The sequence below is a fragment of the Micromonospora sp. NBC_01405 genome (assembly GCF_045040155.1).
Taxonomy (GTDB): Bacteria; Actinomycetota; Actinomycetes; order Mycobacteriales; family Micromonosporaceae; genus Micromonospora.
Map to the genome: position 1 here is coordinate 4,931,839 of NZ_CP109532.1, position 15,653 is coordinate 4,947,491.

The 15,653-nt window shown below is 73.2% G+C and carries 14 protein-coding genes; 11 read left to right on the forward strand and 3 right to left on the reverse strand.

Annotation, left to right across the window (positions count from 1 at the left end):
• Window positions 1-55 precede the first annotated feature (55 nt).
• The 7 genes from OG559_RS21690 (at window position 56) to OG559_RS21720 (ending at window position 8,190) form a co-directional block, all read left to right on the forward strand.
• Window positions 56-1,381 carry a cytochrome P450 gene (locus tag OG559_RS21690; protein ID WP_405106397.1) on the forward strand — a complete coding sequence of 442 codons (1,326 nt, stop codon included), beginning with the start codon at window positions 56-58 and terminating at the stop codon, window positions 1,379-1,381.
• A complete protein-coding gene (locus OG559_RS21695; protein WP_405106399.1) occupies window positions 1,378-2,292 on the forward strand; it encodes a terpene synthase family protein in 915 nt (304 codons plus the stop codon). The genes OG559_RS21690 and OG559_RS21695 overlap by 4 nt, the downstream gene beginning before the upstream one ends.
• Window positions 2,289-4,022 carry a prenyltransferase/squalene oxidase repeat-containing protein gene (locus OG559_RS21700; protein ID WP_405106401.1) on the forward strand — a complete coding sequence of 578 codons (1,734 nt, stop codon included), beginning with the start codon at window positions 2,289-2,291 and terminating at the stop codon, window positions 4,020-4,022. The genes OG559_RS21695 and OG559_RS21700 overlap by 4 nt, the downstream gene beginning before the upstream one ends.
• A 98-nt stretch (window positions 4,023-4,120) precedes the next feature.
• On the forward strand, window positions 4,121-6,697 hold the full coding sequence (locus tag OG559_RS21705) for a nitrate- and nitrite sensing domain-containing protein (protein ID WP_405106403.1): 2,577 nt from the start codon (window positions 4,121-4,123) through the stop codon (window positions 6,695-6,697).
• Between the two features lie 89 nt (window positions 6,698-6,786).
• Window positions 6,787-7,209, forward strand: coding sequence for a roadblock/LC7 domain-containing protein (locus OG559_RS21710; protein ID WP_350888154.1), 423 nt, complete (start codon window positions 6,787-6,789; stop codon window positions 7,207-7,209).
• Window positions 7,210-7,214: 5 nt separating this feature from the next.
• Complete coding sequence (locus tag OG559_RS21715; RefSeq protein ID WP_161689993.1) at window positions 7,215-7,601, forward strand: DUF742 domain-containing protein; 387 nt, start codon at window positions 7,215-7,217, stop codon at window positions 7,599-7,601.
• The gene (locus tag OG559_RS21720) at window positions 7,582-8,190 is read left to right on the forward strand and encodes a GTP-binding protein (RefSeq protein ID WP_396670780.1); all 609 of its coding nucleotides are present in this window, start codon (window positions 7,582-7,584) and stop codon (window positions 8,188-8,190) included. The genes OG559_RS21715 and OG559_RS21720 overlap by 20 nt, the downstream gene beginning before the upstream one ends.
• 98 nt (window positions 8,191-8,288) lie before the next feature.
• Here the strand turns inward: OG559_RS21720 and OG559_RS21725 are convergent, their stop codons facing one another.
• On the reverse strand, window positions 8,289-11,141 hold the full coding sequence (locus OG559_RS21725; RefSeq protein WP_405106406.1) for an aconitate hydratase: 2,853 nt from the start codon (window positions 11,139-11,141) through the stop codon (window positions 8,289-8,291).
• A 159-nt stretch (window positions 11,142-11,300) separates the two neighbouring features.
• Between OG559_RS21725 and OG559_RS21730 the strand changes: the two genes are divergently transcribed.
• Window positions 11,301-11,657 carry a VOC family protein gene (locus tag OG559_RS21730; protein ID WP_396670778.1) on the forward strand — a complete coding sequence of 119 codons (357 nt, stop codon included), beginning with the start codon at window positions 11,301-11,303 and terminating at the stop codon, window positions 11,655-11,657.
• A 101-nt stretch (window positions 11,658-11,758) separates the two neighbouring features.
• Complete coding sequence (locus tag OG559_RS21735) at window positions 11,759-12,424, forward strand: DedA family protein (RefSeq protein WP_405106408.1); 666 nt, start codon at window positions 11,759-11,761, stop codon at window positions 12,422-12,424.
• Window positions 12,425-12,501: 77 nt separating this feature from the next.
• Here OG559_RS21735 and OG559_RS21740 read toward each other — a convergent pair whose 3' ends face one another.
• The gene (locus OG559_RS21740) at window positions 12,502-13,167 is read right to left on the reverse strand and encodes a C39 family peptidase (protein ID WP_405106410.1); all 666 of its coding nucleotides are present in this window, start codon (window positions 13,165-13,167) and stop codon (window positions 12,502-12,504) included.
• Between the two features lie 889 nt (window positions 13,168-14,056).
• Window positions 14,057-14,236, reverse strand: a complete 180-nt coding sequence (locus OG559_RS21745; protein ID WP_405116861.1) for a hypothetical protein — start codon at window positions 14,234-14,236, stop codon at window positions 14,057-14,059.
• 69 nt (window positions 14,237-14,305) lie between these two features.
• On the opposite strand from OG559_RS21745, the gene OG559_RS21750 reads away from it, so the two are divergent.
• Together OG559_RS21750 and OG559_RS21755 are read left to right on the forward strand one after the other, a co-directional pair.
• Window positions 14,306-14,971 carry a hypothetical protein gene (locus OG559_RS21750; protein WP_405106412.1) on the forward strand — a complete coding sequence of 222 codons (666 nt, stop codon included), beginning with the start codon at window positions 14,306-14,308 and terminating at the stop codon, window positions 14,969-14,971.
• Window positions 14,972-15,048: 77 nt separating this feature from the next.
• A complete protein-coding gene (locus OG559_RS21755; RefSeq protein ID WP_405106414.1) occupies window positions 15,049-15,438 on the forward strand; it encodes a hypothetical protein in 390 nt (129 codons plus the stop codon).
• Window positions 15,439-15,653 lie beyond the last annotated feature (215 nt).

A 15,653-nucleotide genomic window follows, 5' to 3' on the forward strand; every position in this document is an offset into this window, starting at 1 on the left:
CCCACACACCGCCCCGACCCGCGCCCGGCGAGCGAGATCCGTTCCACTGTGGCAGGTGCTGCCGGGCCTGGCACGAGACCCGGTCCGGGCCCTGATCGGGTTCGGCGAGCGCGCCGCCGGCGAGGTCGTCCGGCTCAACCTCGGCTCGTTCCGCCCCTACCTGGTTACCGACCCGGCCCACGTGCAGCAGGTGCTGGGCGATCGGGCCGACAACTTCGGCCGCGCCGGTGACGGGCCGTTCTGGGGCCCGCTGCGCCGGCTGTTCGGCGATGGCATCCTCAGCGACGGTCCGGCGTGGTCGGACAGCCGGCGCATCCTCCAGCCCCTATTCACGGCCAGACGGGTCGAGGCGATGATGGGGGGGATCGCCGAGACGATCGCCGACGCGGTCGCCGAGCTGGACGCCCCGGCCCGGGCCGGCCGCCCGGTGGACATCGGTGCCGAACAGGCCCGGATCGTCTGCCGGGCGATGATGAAGGCGTTGTTCGCCGACCGCATCTCGGTTGCCGACGCGCTGCGCGTCATCGAGGCCCAGGACGCGATCGCCACCTCGGTCATCCCCCGGGTGCTGGTGCCGTTCGTCCCGCTCTCGCTGCCCATGCCGGGCGACCGGACCTTCCGCGACGCCGTCCGGCGCATCGACGAGGTGCTGGTGCCCATCGTCCGTTCGGCGCGGGCCACCGCCGCGCACGGCGGCGACGACATCATCTCCACCCTGTGGCGGGGCACCACGGACGACGGGCGGCCACTGGACGAGCGGCAGGTCCGCAACGACACCGTCGCGATGGTCGCGGTCACCACCGAGACGACCGTCAACGTGCTGACCTGGCTCTGGCCGCACCTGGAACGCTCGCCCGAGGTCGCCGCCCGGCTCCAGGAGGAGATCGACCAGGTGGTCGGTGGCGACCGGGTCGGCCCGGAGCACCTGCCGCAGCTGCGCTACACCCGGATGGTGCTGGACGAGCTGATCCGGCTCTACCCGGTGGCCTGGCTGGCCCCCCGACAGGTGGTCCGGTCGGTCTCCCTCGGCGGGGTGGAGCTGGAGGAGGGGGCGACGCTGCTGGTCAGCCCGCTGATCACCCAGCGGCTGGAGCGGTACTGGGAGCGACCCGAGGTCTTCGACCCGGACCGGTTCGCCCCGGACCGGGTCCGGGCCCGGCACCGGTACGCCTTCTTCCCCTTCGGCGGCGGGCCGCACCAGTGCCTGGGGATGCACCTGTTCTATCTGGAGGCGCAACTGATCGTGGCCAACATGCTGAGCCGCTACCGGCTGCGAGTGCACAGCCCACGCCTGCCCGCCATGCAACTCGCCGCCGCGCTGCGCACCAAGGACCGCGTGGAGCTGGAACTGCGCCCGGCCCACCCCGTGGGCGTCGCATGAACGTCTCCGCCCGCCCCTCGGCGGTGCTGCCCGACCAGCTCTCCGCCGCCGCCGAGCAGGGCCGGATCTGCGCGCTCGCCGCCAAGGGACAGCGGGACCTGCAACGGCAGGCCGCCCGGTACCCGGACCTCTTCTCCGGCCCGCCCTTCGACGGCGCCCTGTTCAGCAACATCGCCCTGGCCATCGCCTTCGGGGCGCCCTGGTGCACCGCCGAGCAGCTGCGACTGACCAACCGGGCGGTGCTGTGGGGGTTCGCCCTGGACTGGCAGATCGACTACCTGGCGAAGTCCCGGGCGGACGTCGACCGGGTGGTGGCCGGCGCCCTGGCGGTCGCCGACGGCGCCAGCCCGGACGCCGACGACCCGCTCGGCCGCCTGCTCGCCGAGCTGCGCGACGAGCTGGCCGGAGTTCCGGCCTTCGCCGAACTGGGCGACGCCTGGCGTGCGGCGGTACGCCGGACGGTCACCGCGATGGCCCGCGAGTGGGACTGGAAGACCGGCCGGGAGCGCGACGGCGCGCCGCTGCCCGGCTTCGCCGAGTACCTCGACAACGCCGACAACCTCGCCTGCACCGTGGTCAACGTCGCGCACTGGATCTGGACGGGAGACGCCGAGACGCACCGGCGGCTCGACCGGCTGGTCACGGTCAGCGACGAGGTTCAGCGGGTGCTGCGGCTGGTCAACGACCTGGCCACCTACGAGCGGGACCTCCAGTGGGGGGACCTGAACGCACTGCTCCTCGTCGCCGACCGCGCCGAGGTGGACCAGCGCATCGTCGAGCTGGTCGAGCGGTGCACCGAGCTGCTCGCCCCGCTGGCCGGCGGCTGCCCGTTGCAGGCGGCGTACCTGTCCCGGCAGATCGGCTTCAGCAGCGGCTTCTACCGGTCGGCCGACTTCTGGGGGGAACGGTGACGGCCGTCCGGTCGTGGACCCGCCGCGACGGCGGGTCCGGGAACACCGCCCACCGGCCCCCGCAGGCCACCGGCGACGGCGCCGCCCACCCGCCCCCGCGGGACCCGGAGTCCGCGGCCGACGCCCGCGAGCTGGTCTCCGCGATGACCCTCACCTCCTCGGGGCAGTCCTCCGTGTCGGTCTACGAGACCGCCCGCCTGGTCGGCCTCGCGCCGTGGCTGACCCACCACGTGGAGCGGATCGCGTACCTGCTGGACGCCCAGCGCCCGGACGGGGCGTGGGGCGGCCCGGAGGGGTACGCCCTGGTGCCGACGCTGAGCGCCACCGAGGCGCTGCTCACCGCCCTACGTCGCGGCGACGCCGCCTGGCTGCGCGAGCCCCGTGCCGCCGAGCGGCTGACCGGGGCCGTCGACGGCGGCCTGCGCGTCCTGTACGCCCGGCTCACCGGCCCGGCCGGCCCCGAGCTGCCCGACCTGCCGGCCACCGACCTGACCGTCCCGGCGCTGGTCGGCTCGCTCAACGCGCACCTCGACGCGCTACGTGCCGCCCCGCTGCCCGGCCTGACCGCCTGGCGTGACTTCCGGGCGCTGCCGCTGCCGTCGGGGCTGGACGGCGCACGGCTCGACCGGGTCCGCGCGCTGCTCACCGCCGGCCGGCCGCTGCCGGAGAAGCTGCTGCACGCCCTGGAGGTCGGCGGCCCGGCGGCCCACCGCGCCGCCGATGTCGCCCCCGTCGGGCCGGGCACCGTCGGTGCCTCGCCGGCGGCCACCGCGGCCTGGCTCGGCGTGCCCGTCCCCGGGGCCGGGGTCCGCGCGGCGGTGTCCTACCTGGAGGACGTGGCCCGTCAGCAGGGCGGGCCGGTGCCCTGCGCCACCCCGATCACCGTGTTCGAGCGGGCCTGGGCGCTGAGCACGATGAGCCGGGCCGGCATCGCGCTGCCGGTACCGCCCCGGCTGCTGGCCGGCCTGGTGGCGACGATCGGTCCCGCCGGCACCGCCACCGCCCCCGGCCTGCCCGCCGACGCCGACACCACCGCGGTGACCCTGTACGCGTTGGCCCGGCTCGGCCGCCCGGTCGGCCCGGACAGCCTCTGGGGGTACGACACCGGCGAGCACTTCTGCACCTGGCGGGGGGAGGACGGGGCCTCGGTCACCACCAACGCCCACGTGCTCGACGCGCTCGGCTGGCACCTGGGGCGCCGGGCACCGGACGACGCCCGGCTCGCCGAGGTGGTGCGGCGGCTCACCGGCTGGCTCGTCGAGCGGCAGCAGCCCGACGGTCGGTGGTCCGACCGCTGGCACGCCTCGCCGTACTACGCCACGAGCTGCGCGGTGCTCGCCCTGGCCGGCTACGGCCGGGGGGCGGCCGTGGCGGGCGCGGTGACCCGGGCCGCCGGGTGGGTGTTGGCGGGGCAGCGCGCCGACGGCTCCTGGGGGCGTTGGGGCGGCACCGTCGAGGAGACCGCGTACGCCGTGCACGCCCTGCACGCTGCCGGTCCGGCCGCGCCGGCCGGCGTCGGGGCGGCGCTCGGGCGCGCCCGGTGCTACCTGGCCACCATGGAGGGACGCGACGGGGAGCCCGCGCTCTGGCACGACAAGGACCTGTACCGGCCCGCCGTGATCGTCCGCGCCGCCGTCGTCGCCGCCCGCCATCTCGTCCGCGCCGGGGCCGGTGACGGCACCGCCGAGGGGCCCGGGAATCGGACGCCCTCGTTGATCAGTGCCGCTTGAGTGAACAATCGGACGCTGCTAGCGTGCGCCCGTGGCCGACGGTGTACCGGCCACGGGCGCTCCGGCATCCCCCTCGAACACCCGGCCAGGACGGTGTGATGCGTTCCCGCAGTACGAATCTCCGTACCAAAGTCGTCGCTCTGCTGGCGTCGCTCGTCGCGCTCTGGGCCTTCGCGGCGTGGGTGACCGTGCGGGACGGGTTCAACCTCCTCGGTGTGCAGACGCTCAACGAGTCGGTGTCCGAGCCGAGCGAGACGCTGGTGCTCCAGTTGCAGCGGGAACGCCGGACATCGCTGGCGTACCTCGGGCGACCGGACGACGCGCGGCGGGAGACGCTGGGCGCGGAGCGGCGGCGCACCGACGAACTGGCGGCGGCGTTCCGAGAGTCGTCCGGCGAGTGGCTCACCGCCGTGGCCGCCAGCGACACCCTGGAACAGCGGCTCGACGTGGCCTACGGGCAGCTGTCCCGGCTGGGGCAGGCCCGCTCCGAGGTGGACGCCCGTAGCGCGGACCGGGCGTCCACCTTCACCGCGTACGGCAGTGTGGTGCGGTCCATCTTCGACGTCTACACGGCCCTCGGCCTGCTCGACGACGAGCAGGTCGCCGAGGACACCACCGCGCTGATCGAGCTCAACCGCGCCCGCGAGCTGCTCTCCCAGGAGGACGCCCTGCTCACCGGCGTGCTCGCGGCGGGCCGGGTGACCGACGCCGAGCGGGCCCAGGTCGCCCAGATCATCGGCGCGCAGCGGTTCGCCGCCGACCTCGCGGTGAGCCGGCTGCCGGCCGCCGACCGTCAGCGCTACGACGCCATGGTCGGCGGTTCGGCGTTCGAGAAGCTGCGCGCCCTGGAGGACGGCATCCTCCAGAGCCGGGGCAGCGACCCCCGACTGGGGTTCGAGGCCCCCGAGTGGGACGAGGCCGTGGCGCCGGCGCTGGCCCGGTGGAGCGAGGTGGTGGTCGAGGGCGGCGACGACGTCGTGGACCGGGCCGTCCCGGTCGCCGTCATGGTGGTCGTCCGGCTGGTGCTCGCCACCGGCCTGGGCCTGCTCGCCGTCGTGGCGTCCGTCATCGTGTCGATCACCACCGCCCGGGCGCTGCTGCGGCAGCTGGAGCGGCTGCGCGAGGCGGCCTTCACGCTCGCCAACGACCAACTGCCCAGCGTGGTCGAACGGCTGGGCCACGGCGAGGAGGTGGACGTCGCCAAAGAGGCGCCACCGCTGGAGTTCGGCGACGACGAGGTCGGGCAGGTGGGCAAGGCGTTCAACGCGGTCCAGGAGACCGCGCTGCGCACCGCCGTCGAGCAGGCCGAGCTGCGCCGCAACGTCCGCGAGGTCTTCCTCAGCCTGGCCCGGCGCACCCAGGCCCTGGTGCACCGCCAGCTCACCCTGCTCGACGCGATGGAACGGCGCGAGCATGACGCCGAGGAACTGGAGGACCTGTTCCGGGTCGACCACCTCGCCACCCGGATGCGGCGTAACGCCGAGAACCTGATCGTGCTCTCCGGCTCCACCCCGGGCCGGGCCTGGCGACGCAACGTCCCGATGGTCGACGTGGTGCGCGGCGCGGTCGCCGAGGTGGAGGACTACACCCGGGTCAACGTGCTGCCGCTGGGGGCGGTGTCGCTGGCCGGCCGGGCCGTCGGCGACGTCATCCACCTGCTGGCCGAGCTGATCGAGAACGGCCTGTCCTTCTCGCCCCCGCACACCACCGTCGAGGTGCGCGGCCAGATGGTGGCCAACGGCTTCGTCCTGGAGATCGAGGACCGGGGCCTCGGGATGAGCGACGATGACCTCGCCGCCGCGAACCACCGGATCGTCGACCGGTCCGAGCTGAACCTGGCCAACGCCGCCCGGCTCGGGCTGTACGTGGTCAGCAGGCTCACCGAGCGGCACGGCGTCCGGGTGCAGCTCAAGGAGTCGGCGTACGGCGGCACCACCGCGGTCGTGCTGATCCCGCCGGACATGGTCGCCGACCCGAACGGCGACGCCGCCGCCCCGGAGCGTCCCGGCCTGCCGGGGACGTCCGCCCCGGTCGCGGTGGCCCCGCCGGCCCCGACGGCCGGGAGGCCGGCCGCCCGCCCGTCCGCGCCCGTCGCGGTGGCGGAGCCCGTGACGGCCCCGGTCGCGCCGCCGGCCCCGGAGCCCGCCGGGGCCGGCGGCGGACCGGCCCTGCCCACCCGCGCGCGCCCGCGCACGGCCCCGGCCACCCTGGACGCGCCGGCCGGGGAGGGCGCGGGGCTGCCGGTACGCCCGCGCCGCCCGGCCGGACAGTCGGCGTTGGACGCGCCGACCGTGCCGGGCGGGTTCCCGATGACCGCGCCCCGTCCGGTCGCGGAGGAGGCCGGCTCGCCGGCCCCGGACAGCCCGCACGCCCCGGACGAGTCGGCCGGGTTGACCCCGGCGGCGTCGCCGGCGCAGCAGACCGGCTCCGGGCTGCCGGTGCGGGTCCGGCAGGCGAACATCGTGCCCGAGCTGCGGGAGGATCCGTCCGCGCAGCAGGTGGACGACGACGAGGACACGATCCGGCCGCCGGAGCAGGTCCGCCGGATGATGAGCTCCTACCAGACCGGCACCCTCCGTGGCCGCACCGACGCGGCCCGGCTGCTCGACGGTGCCGGCGAGACCGATGGGACGGAGCCCGCCGACGGCGACGCCGGTGGGCGCGAGGCCACCTGAGGGGCGGCGCGGGGGAACCCGCACTCCTTGGCGGGACGGCAGGTCCCAGACGACAACGGCGACACCAGCCGGGAAGAAGAGGACGACGAGTGGGGCAGAAGACGGCATCGAGTGCCGACCTGACGTGGTTGCTGGATGATCTGGTCGGCAGGGTGAAGCAGGCCGAACACGCTGTCGCGCTCTCCACAGACGGCCTGCTGATGGCGTCGTCGCGGGAGTTGGGCCGGGACGACGGCGAGCACCTCGCGGCGATGGCGGCCGGGATCCAGAGCCTGGCCCGGGGCGCGGGGAAGCGGTTCGGTGGCGGGCAGGTCCAGCAGACCATCATCGAGATGCAGTCGTCCTTCCTCTTCGTCACAGCCGCCGGCCGCAACGCCTGCCTCGCGGTGCTGGCCTCCGAGGACGCCGACGTCGGGCTCATCGCGTACGAGATGGCCATGCTGGTCACCCGGGTGGGCAAGTACGTGGCCTCCCCGACCCGGCTCCCCGAGCCGCCGGTCGGCGAGAAGTAGCCGCGATGACGGCCCCAGGGGAGTCCACGGAGGAACAGTGGGTCGACGACCACGCAGGCCCGGTGGTCCGCCCGTACGCGGTGACGCGTGGCCGGGCCCGGCCGGTCACCGGCACGTTCGACCTGATCTCCCTGGTGACGGCCACCCGCGTGGAGGCGTCACCGGAGGTCGGGCTGGGCCCCGAGCACCTGGCCATCGTCGCGCTCTGCCAGCGGATCCAGTCCGTCGCCGAGGTCGCCGCCCACCTGGACCTGCCGGTGGGCACCATCCGGGTCCTGCTCGGTGACCTGGTGGCCCGTGACCTGGTCGAGGTGCGCGAGCCCCGGGTCACCGCGGGCCTTCCCGACGACAGCATTTTCGAGGCGGTTATCAATGGACTACGGGCACTCTGAGCGGCCGGCGGGAGCCGTGCCGCTGCCCACCGCGATCAAGATCCTGATCGCGGGCGGTTTCGGCGTCGGCAAGACCACCATGGTCGGCGCGGTGAGCGAGACTCGGCCGCTGCGCACCGAGGAGGTGCTGACCGAGACCGGGGTCGGGATCGACGATCTGTCGGGGGTGGAGGGCAAGACCACCACCACGGTGGCGATGGACTTCGGCCGGATCACCATCAGCGACGACCTGGTCCTCTACCTGTTCGGCACGCCCGGGCAGGACCGCTTCTGGTTCGTCTGGGACGAGTTGGCGCTCGGCGCGCTCGGCGCGGTGGTGCTCGCCGACACCCGCCGGCTCGCCGACTGCTTCCCCTCGATCGACTACTTCGAGGGGCGCGGCACCCCGTTCGTGGTGGCGGTCAACTGCTTCGAGGGGGCCCGCCAGTACCGGCTGGACGAGGTGCAGGCCGCGCTCAACCTCGACCCGGGGGTGCCGGTGCTGCTCTGTGACGCCCGGCAGCGGGAGTCGAGCAAGGAGGTGCTCATCACGCTGATGGAGCACGCCATGAAGACCCGCGACGCCCGCCGCGCCGCGTCGACCGAGTAGCCCGGCTCCGGCCGGCGCGTGTCGCCGGGCAGCCGCTCCGGTTCCCGACGAGGGGCCCCTGCCGCCGCGGCAGGGGCCCCTCGTCGTGCGGGTACGGGTCAGCCGGCGATCATGCGGCGCAGGACGTACTGCAGGATGCCACCATGGCGGTAGTAGTCCGCCTCACCGGGAGTGTCGATCCGGAGCACGGCGTCGAACTCGACGCCGGTGTCGGTGGTGACCTTCACGGTGCGCGGGGTCTCGCCGTCGTTCAGCGCGGTCACGCCGGTGATCGAGAAGGTCTCGGCACCGGTGAGGCCGAGCGATTCGGCGGTGCAGTCGACCGGGAACTGCAACGGCAGGACGCCCATGCCGATCAGGTTCGAGCGGTGGATCCGCTCGTACGACTCGGCGATGACCGCCCGGACGCCGAGCAGCATGGTGCCCTTGGCCGCCCAGTCCCGCGACGAGCCGGAGCCGTACTCCTTGCCGGCCAGGATGACCAGCGGCACGCCCGCCTCCTGGTAGGCGGTGGAGGCGTCGTAGATCGAGGTCTGCTCGCCGGTCAGGTGATTGACCGTGAAGCCGCCCTCCACACCCGGGACGAGCTGGTTGCGCAGCCGGATGTTGGCGAACGTGCCCCGGATCATCACCTCGTGGTTGCCCCGGCGCGAGCCGTACGAGTTGAACTCGTGACGCGGCACGCCGTGCTCGGCGAGGTACGTCCCGGCGGGGGAGTCGGCCTTGATCGAGCCGGCCGGGGAGATGTGGTCGGTGGTCACCGAGTCGCCCAGCTTGGCCAGCACCCGGGCGTCGGCGATGTCGACGACCGCCTTCGGCTTCCGCTCCATGCCCTCGAAGTACGGGGGCTTGCGGACGTAGGTGCTCTCGCTCTCCCAGGCGAAGGTGTCGCCGGTCGGGGTCGGCAGCGACTGCCAGCGCTCGTCACCGGCGAACACGTCCGCGTACGCCGCGCTGAACCCGGTCGCGCCGATCGCCTGGGCGATGACGTCCTGGATCTCGGCGCTGTTCGGCCAGATGTCGCGCAGGAAGACCGGGTCGCCCTGGCTGTCCTCGCCGATCGGCTCGTTGGCCAGGTCGATGTCCATGGTGCCGGCGAGCGCGTACGCGACCACCAGCGGCGGGGACGCCAGGTAGTTCATCTTGACGTCCGGGTTGATCCGGCCCTCGAAGTTCCGGTTGCCCGACAGCACCGAGACGACGGCTAGGTCGGCCTCGTTGACGGCGGCGGAGACCTCCTCCGGCAGCGGGCCGGAGTTGCCGATACAGGTGGTGCAGCCGTAGCCGACCAGGTTGAAGCCGAGCTTCTCCAGGTACGGCGTGAGGCCGGCGCGGTCGTAGTAGTCCATGACGACCTTGGAGCCCGGCGCCAGCGTGGTCTTCACCCACGGCTTGCGGGACAGGCCCTTGTCGACAGCGTTGCGGGCCAGCAGCGCCGCGCCGATCATCACCTGCGGGTTCGAGGTGTTGGTGCAGGAGGTGATCGCGGCGATCACCACGGCGCCGTGGTCGAGCTCGTAGGAGACGCCGTCGGGGCTGGTGACCTGGATCGGGTTGCTGGCCCGGCCGCCCGAGCCCACGGCGGCGGTCTCCAGGTCGCGCGGCTCGTCGGCCGGGTCGCTGAACTCGTTGGCCGGCGGGTCGCTGGCCGGGAACGACTCGGCGCTGGCCTCGTCGGCCGGGCCGTTGGCGCCCCGGGGGAGCTGCTCGCGGGCGACGCCCGGCTTGAGGTCCCGCTCGCCGGCGGAGTCGTCGGCTACGTAGTCGGTCAGCGCGGAGCGGAACAGGGTCTTGGCGCTGCCCAGCGGCACCCGGTCCTGTGGGCGCTTCGGGCCGGCCAGGGACGGCTCGATGGTGCCCAGGTCGAGCTCCAGCCGCTCGGAGTACTCCGGCTCGGCGGCCGGGTCGTGCCAGAGGCCCTGCTCCTTGGCGTACGCCTCGACGAGCGCGACCTGCTGCGGGTCCCGGCCGGTCAGCTCCAGGTAGCGGATCGTCTCGGCGTCGATCGGGAAGATCGCCACGGTGGAGCCGTACTCCGGGGACATGTTGCCGATGGTGGCCCGGTTGGCCAGCGGCACCGCGCTGACGCCGGGGCCGTAGAACTCGACGAACTTGCCGACCACGCCGTGCTTGCGCAGCATCTCGGTGATGGTGAGCACCAGGTCGGTGGCGGTGGTGCCGGCCGGCATCTCGCCGTGCAGCTTGAAGCCGACGACCCGGGGGATCAGCATGCTGACCGGCTGGCCGAGCATCGCGGCCTCGGCCTCGATGCCGCCGACGCCCCAGCCGAGCACGCCCAGGCCGTTGACCATCGTGGTGTGCGAGTCGGTGCCGACCACGGTGTCCGGGTACGCCTGGCCGTTGCGCTCCATGATCGTACGGGCCAGGTACTCGATGTTGACCTGGTGCACGATGCCGGTGCCCGGCGGGACGACCTTGAACTCGTTGAACGCGCTCTGGCCCCAGCGCAGGAACTGGTAGCGCTCCTTGTTGCGCTCGTACTCCAGCTCGACGTTGCGCTCGAAGGCGTCCGCGCGGCCGAACAGGTCGGCGATGACCGAGTGGTCGATGACCAGCTCGGCCGGGGCGAGCGGGTTGACCTTGGTGGCGTCGCCGCCGAGGTCGCGGACCGCCTCGCGCATGGTGGCCAGGTCGACCACGCAGGGCACGCCGGTGAAGTCCTGCATGAGCACCCGCGCCGGGGTGAACTGGATCTCCACGCTCGGGTCGGCCGTCGCGTCCCAGCCGCCGAGCTGGCGGATGTGGTCGGCGGTGATGTTCGCGCCGTCCTCGGTCCGCAGCAGGTTCTCCAGCAGGACCTTCAGGCTGTATGGCAGCCGCTCCTGCCCCTCCACCTTACTGATCTTGAAAATCTCGTAGCTCGCGTCTCCGACGCGTAGCTGGGTCTTCGCACCGAAGGTGTCGAGGCTCGCCACGTCGTACTCCTTCACACCAGCGACCGTGAGTAGTCCTGAGCAGTCTTTCGCACCGTCCGGGACGACGCCCCGGTTAGGTGACACTTACCGTGATTCCCGCTTCCTACAAAACCGTACGTCCGTCTTGCTATCGGCGCAACCTCGTGCCAGGCTCCGGGACGAGGAGGTGCCACCATGATCCATCACGTTCTGCTCGCCTGCCCACCCGGCTCCGAGGCCGCTTCCCGGGCGTTCTACGGCGGGCTGCTCGGCATGGCCGAGAAGCCCAAACCCCCGGCCCTCGCCCGCCGCGGTGGTTGCTGGTTCACCGGGTACGGCGCCGAGCTGCACCTCGGCGTCTCCGACGACTTCCGCCCCGCCCGCAAGGCCCACGTCGCCCTGCTCCGCCCCGACCTCGACGACCTCGCCGCCCGGCTGGCCGCCGCCGGCCACCCGGTCGACTGGGGCGGCGAGGACGAGCTGCCCGGGATGCGGCGCTTCCACACCGAGGACGCCCACGGCAACCGCCTGGAGTTCGTAACCCCGCTCTGACCAGCCACCGGGCCGCCCGAGCGGGTGGTGCCGGCGGCGAGGGGCCCCGGTGCCCCTGCGGCCCGGGTAGGGTTCGAGGCCCGGACCTGAGAGGGGGGGCCGTGATCGATGTGTCGCACTGGCTGTCCGCGCTGCCCCCGGTCGCGGTCTACCTGATCGTCGCCGGGGTGATCGGCGTGGAGAGCATGGGCGTCCCGCTGCCCGGCGAGATCGTCCTGGTCAGCTCCGCCCTGCTCGCGGCCACCGGCGTGGTCGAGCCGGAGTGGGTGGCGATCGCCGCGGCCTTCGGCGCCATCGCGGGCGACTCGATCGGGTACGCGGTGGGCCGCCGGGGCGGCCGTCCGCTGCTGGCCCGGCTAGGCCGACGCTTCCCCAAACACCTCGGCCCCGCACACCTCGCCCGCGCCGAGCAGAGCTTCGCCCGGCACGGGGTGTGGGCGGTCTTCTTCGGCCGGTTCGTGGCGCTGCTGCGGATCCTCGCCGGCCCCCTGGCCGGTGCGCTGCACGTGCCGTACCGCCGGTTCCTGCTGGCCAACGCGGCCGGCGGCCTGGTCTGGGCCTTCGGCACCACCTACCTGCTGTACAGCGTCGGCCGGGCCGCCGAGCACTGGCTCAAGGACATCTCCTGGGCCGGGCTGGTCCTCGCGGTGCTCGCCGGCCTGGGCAGCACCTGGTGGCTGCGGCGGCGGGCCCGGCGGCTGGAGCCGGTGGAGCCGGCCGATGCGGACGCCGACGCCGAGCCGGTCCGCGCGGGCACCGACCGCTGACCCTCTTGAGCGGTGCCAGACCGACGAAAGGGCCGGCTCCCGGGTGGGGGCCGGCCCTTGTCGTTTGTGGGTGTGGGTCAGGAGGTGGCGTAGCCGCGGGTGGCGATCCAGTCGGCGAGGTTGTCGACGGTGATGTCGTAGCTGGCCTGGGCGGGGTTGGCCGAGTCGGCGATCTTCACCGTCCGGCCGTCGTCGCGGTAGCCCACGACGCTGATGTAGTGGCCGCCCTCGAAGGAGTGCACAGTGCCGTCGGTGTCGGTTGCCGTGCCGGCGATGTTGGCCACCACAGCCCGGCCGTCGTCGACGGTGCGGACGATGTCAGCGCGCAGCTTGTCGGTCTGCCCGCCGTCGGCCTTACCGCTCTTGATCTCGACGCTGCGGTACGCGTCGCCCTTACCGGTCTCCTTGTTCAGGATGGGGGTGATGTCGTTGATCGAGTCGGTGCCGTCCTCGGTGGTGCCCATCTCCTTCGCCATCGCGTCCACGCTGATGGCCTTGCCCTGCACCGACAGGGCGTTACGGGCGGCGGCCGGACCACAGAAGTAGAAGTTCGGCTGCGCCTCATACCGCACGTCGAGCTGCCGCTCCCCACCCGCCTTGCGGTCGGCGTGCACCGACACGACGGGGGCCTTCTCGGCGGCGGGGGCCGCGTGAGCGGCGACGGCCGGAGCGGCGATACCACCAGCGGTGGCGGCGAAAACACCAGCGGCCAGAGCGGTCCTACGGATCAGATCGGTACGCATGAGCGTGCTCCTCTGGTTCGGGGGACACGCGGCAACACCCGCAAGGAAGCGACGTGCACCGCGAAAGGGGGGATCAGTTCAGGGGGACAACCACGGCGGCTCGGGGGAACTCACCTGCTCGCGTTGTCCGGGGGGTGTAACCATCCCGGCCGGCCCCGCATTCCACACACGGCCCCGGCCCCGGGAGCTACCCCGGGCCGGTCTCGCCCGGGTGAACCATGTACAACGCCCCCGACCCCCCACCGATTCCACCCCCACGGTGACCCCGACCACCGGACACCCCACCCCAAACCACCCACCACCCCGTTGGCTTGGTCAAGAGGCTCCTGTCAAAAAGGCGAAATCCGACACAAGCCGCTTGATCAACGGGGTGAGGCCGGGGCGCGGTCCGTACGGCGGGCTGCCTTCTGCTCGGCTTGCCGGGTCCGATGGCAGGCAGGATGGCCGACCGCCGCCACCGACGAAGCTGGCTGCTGCAGACGGGTTCCGGCCATCCTCAAGCCGGAGTGCCCCCGGTCCCTTTGCTCTGCTGCCGTCACCGCAACACCGGCACCGCGCATCCGCTTCGGGCCGCGGGCCAACACGGACGGCAGGAAACATCGGCCACGCTCCTGAGCGTTGCACGGAGGGCAGCAGAGCAAAGGGGGTCGAACAGGTATCACCCGCCGGCCGGCGACGACGGATGCTGCTTGCCTTCGGCCCCCATCGAAGCGGGGATTCCGACACAAACCTCTTGATTAACACGACCTGTGGGTGCTGGACCGGATGCCCGGGGCCGGAAGCGCCCGGCGAAACCTCCCGGCCGGGGTGGACGCGCACCCCAAGGGGTGACCGGCCTGAGGCGGTGGTGCAGAGCACCGTTGGGGAACGGGCCGACGGGCCGGAGGGCTCAGGCCGGGGTGTCGGGGCCGGTGCCGGGGGCGCTGGCCTCCGCGTGCCGGTCGCGCAGCCGGGCCCGGATCTCCTCCGGGGTGTACGCCCGCCGCCGCCGTTCCGCCCGGGCGACGACCACCCCGGTCGCGGCGACACCAGCGAGACCAGCCAGCCCGAGCACCTTCCACCACCGCATCCTTTGCCGCATCCGCTTAGGGTAGACCCCCATGAGCGAACAGAGCGCCGACGGTGCCGGGGTGAGGGTATGAGCATCAGCCTGGACGAGGCCGTGGAGTTGACCCGAACCGGCGACGTATGGGTGTTCCGGGGCCGTAGCGCGCCCGACCGCGCCATCCAGTTCACCACCAACAGCCCGGTCAACCACGTCGGCATGGCGGTGGTGCTGGACGACATGCCGCCGCTGATGTGGCACGCCGAGTTGGGCCGGTCGCTGCCGGACATGTGGACCGGCACCCACCAGCGCGGGGTGCAGCTGCACGACCTGCGAAACGCGGTCTGCGTCTGGGCCAACCGGTACGGCCAGCGGGCCTGGCTCCGGCAGCTCGAACCGTCCGCCGACGCGGAGATGGAGAAGGCGGTGCTGCGTACCGTCGCCCGCCTCGACGGCACCCCCTTCCCCTCCACCGCCCAGCTCGCCTGGCGCTGGGCGCGGGGCCGGATGCCACGGGTGCGGCTGCCCCTGCCGGCCCGGCGGGACACCCCCGGCGACGTCGCGGTACGTGACCGGGCGCTGGAGACGGCGTACTGCGCCGAGGTGGTCGCGGTGACCTACGAGGCGATGGGCCTGCTGCCGGCGGGCCGCCGGCCGAACTGGTACGACCCGGGCCGGTTCTGGAGCGGCGACGACCTCGGCCTGGCCGCCGGGGCCCAGCTCGGCGCCGAGATCGAGGTACACATCCCGCAACGCTGAGCGACGGCGGCGTCGCCCGCCGGGGCGCTGCCAGGGGCCGGTTTGCCGGGGCGGCCGGGTGGCAATTGACAGTCCTCGTGACAGCCCCAGCCGATCTCGACGCGCTGACCGACTTCTTCGACCGGTACGGCGTCGCGCTCACCACCGGTGACGTGGCGGCCGTGGCCGGCTGCTACGCCCTGCCCGGGCTGGTGGTCGCCGACACCTACAGTTTCTCGTTCGTCTCCCCGGCCGCGGTGGCGCTCTCCTTCGTCGGCGCGGCCCCGGACTACCAGGAGCGCGAGCTGGTGGCGGCCAACGCCCTGATCGAGGACGTGCAGCGGGTCTCCGCGCTGCTCATCGAGGTGGCCGTGGAGTGGGAGTTCCTGGACAGCCAGGGGCGGCGGGTGCCCGGCGAGCGCTACCGGTATCTGCTGCGCGGCACCGACAAGGGCCCCGCCATCTGCACGGTCATCCGCATCGCCTGACCCCGCCGAGCCGCAAGGTTCCCGCCGGGGCCGCAGCCGGGCCCGGTCGCTGCCGGCTGCAGCCGCCCGCGCCGCCCGCGCCCGCCGCCCGCGATGGCGTCCACCCGCGAGCCGGCGCTTGCAAGATGTCGGCATTGTTGCGCTCTCGTTTGCAAGGTCTTGCAGAACGTTTCGGCAAGGGCTAGCGTGCGGGCGAATCACGACCAGAGGAAGGC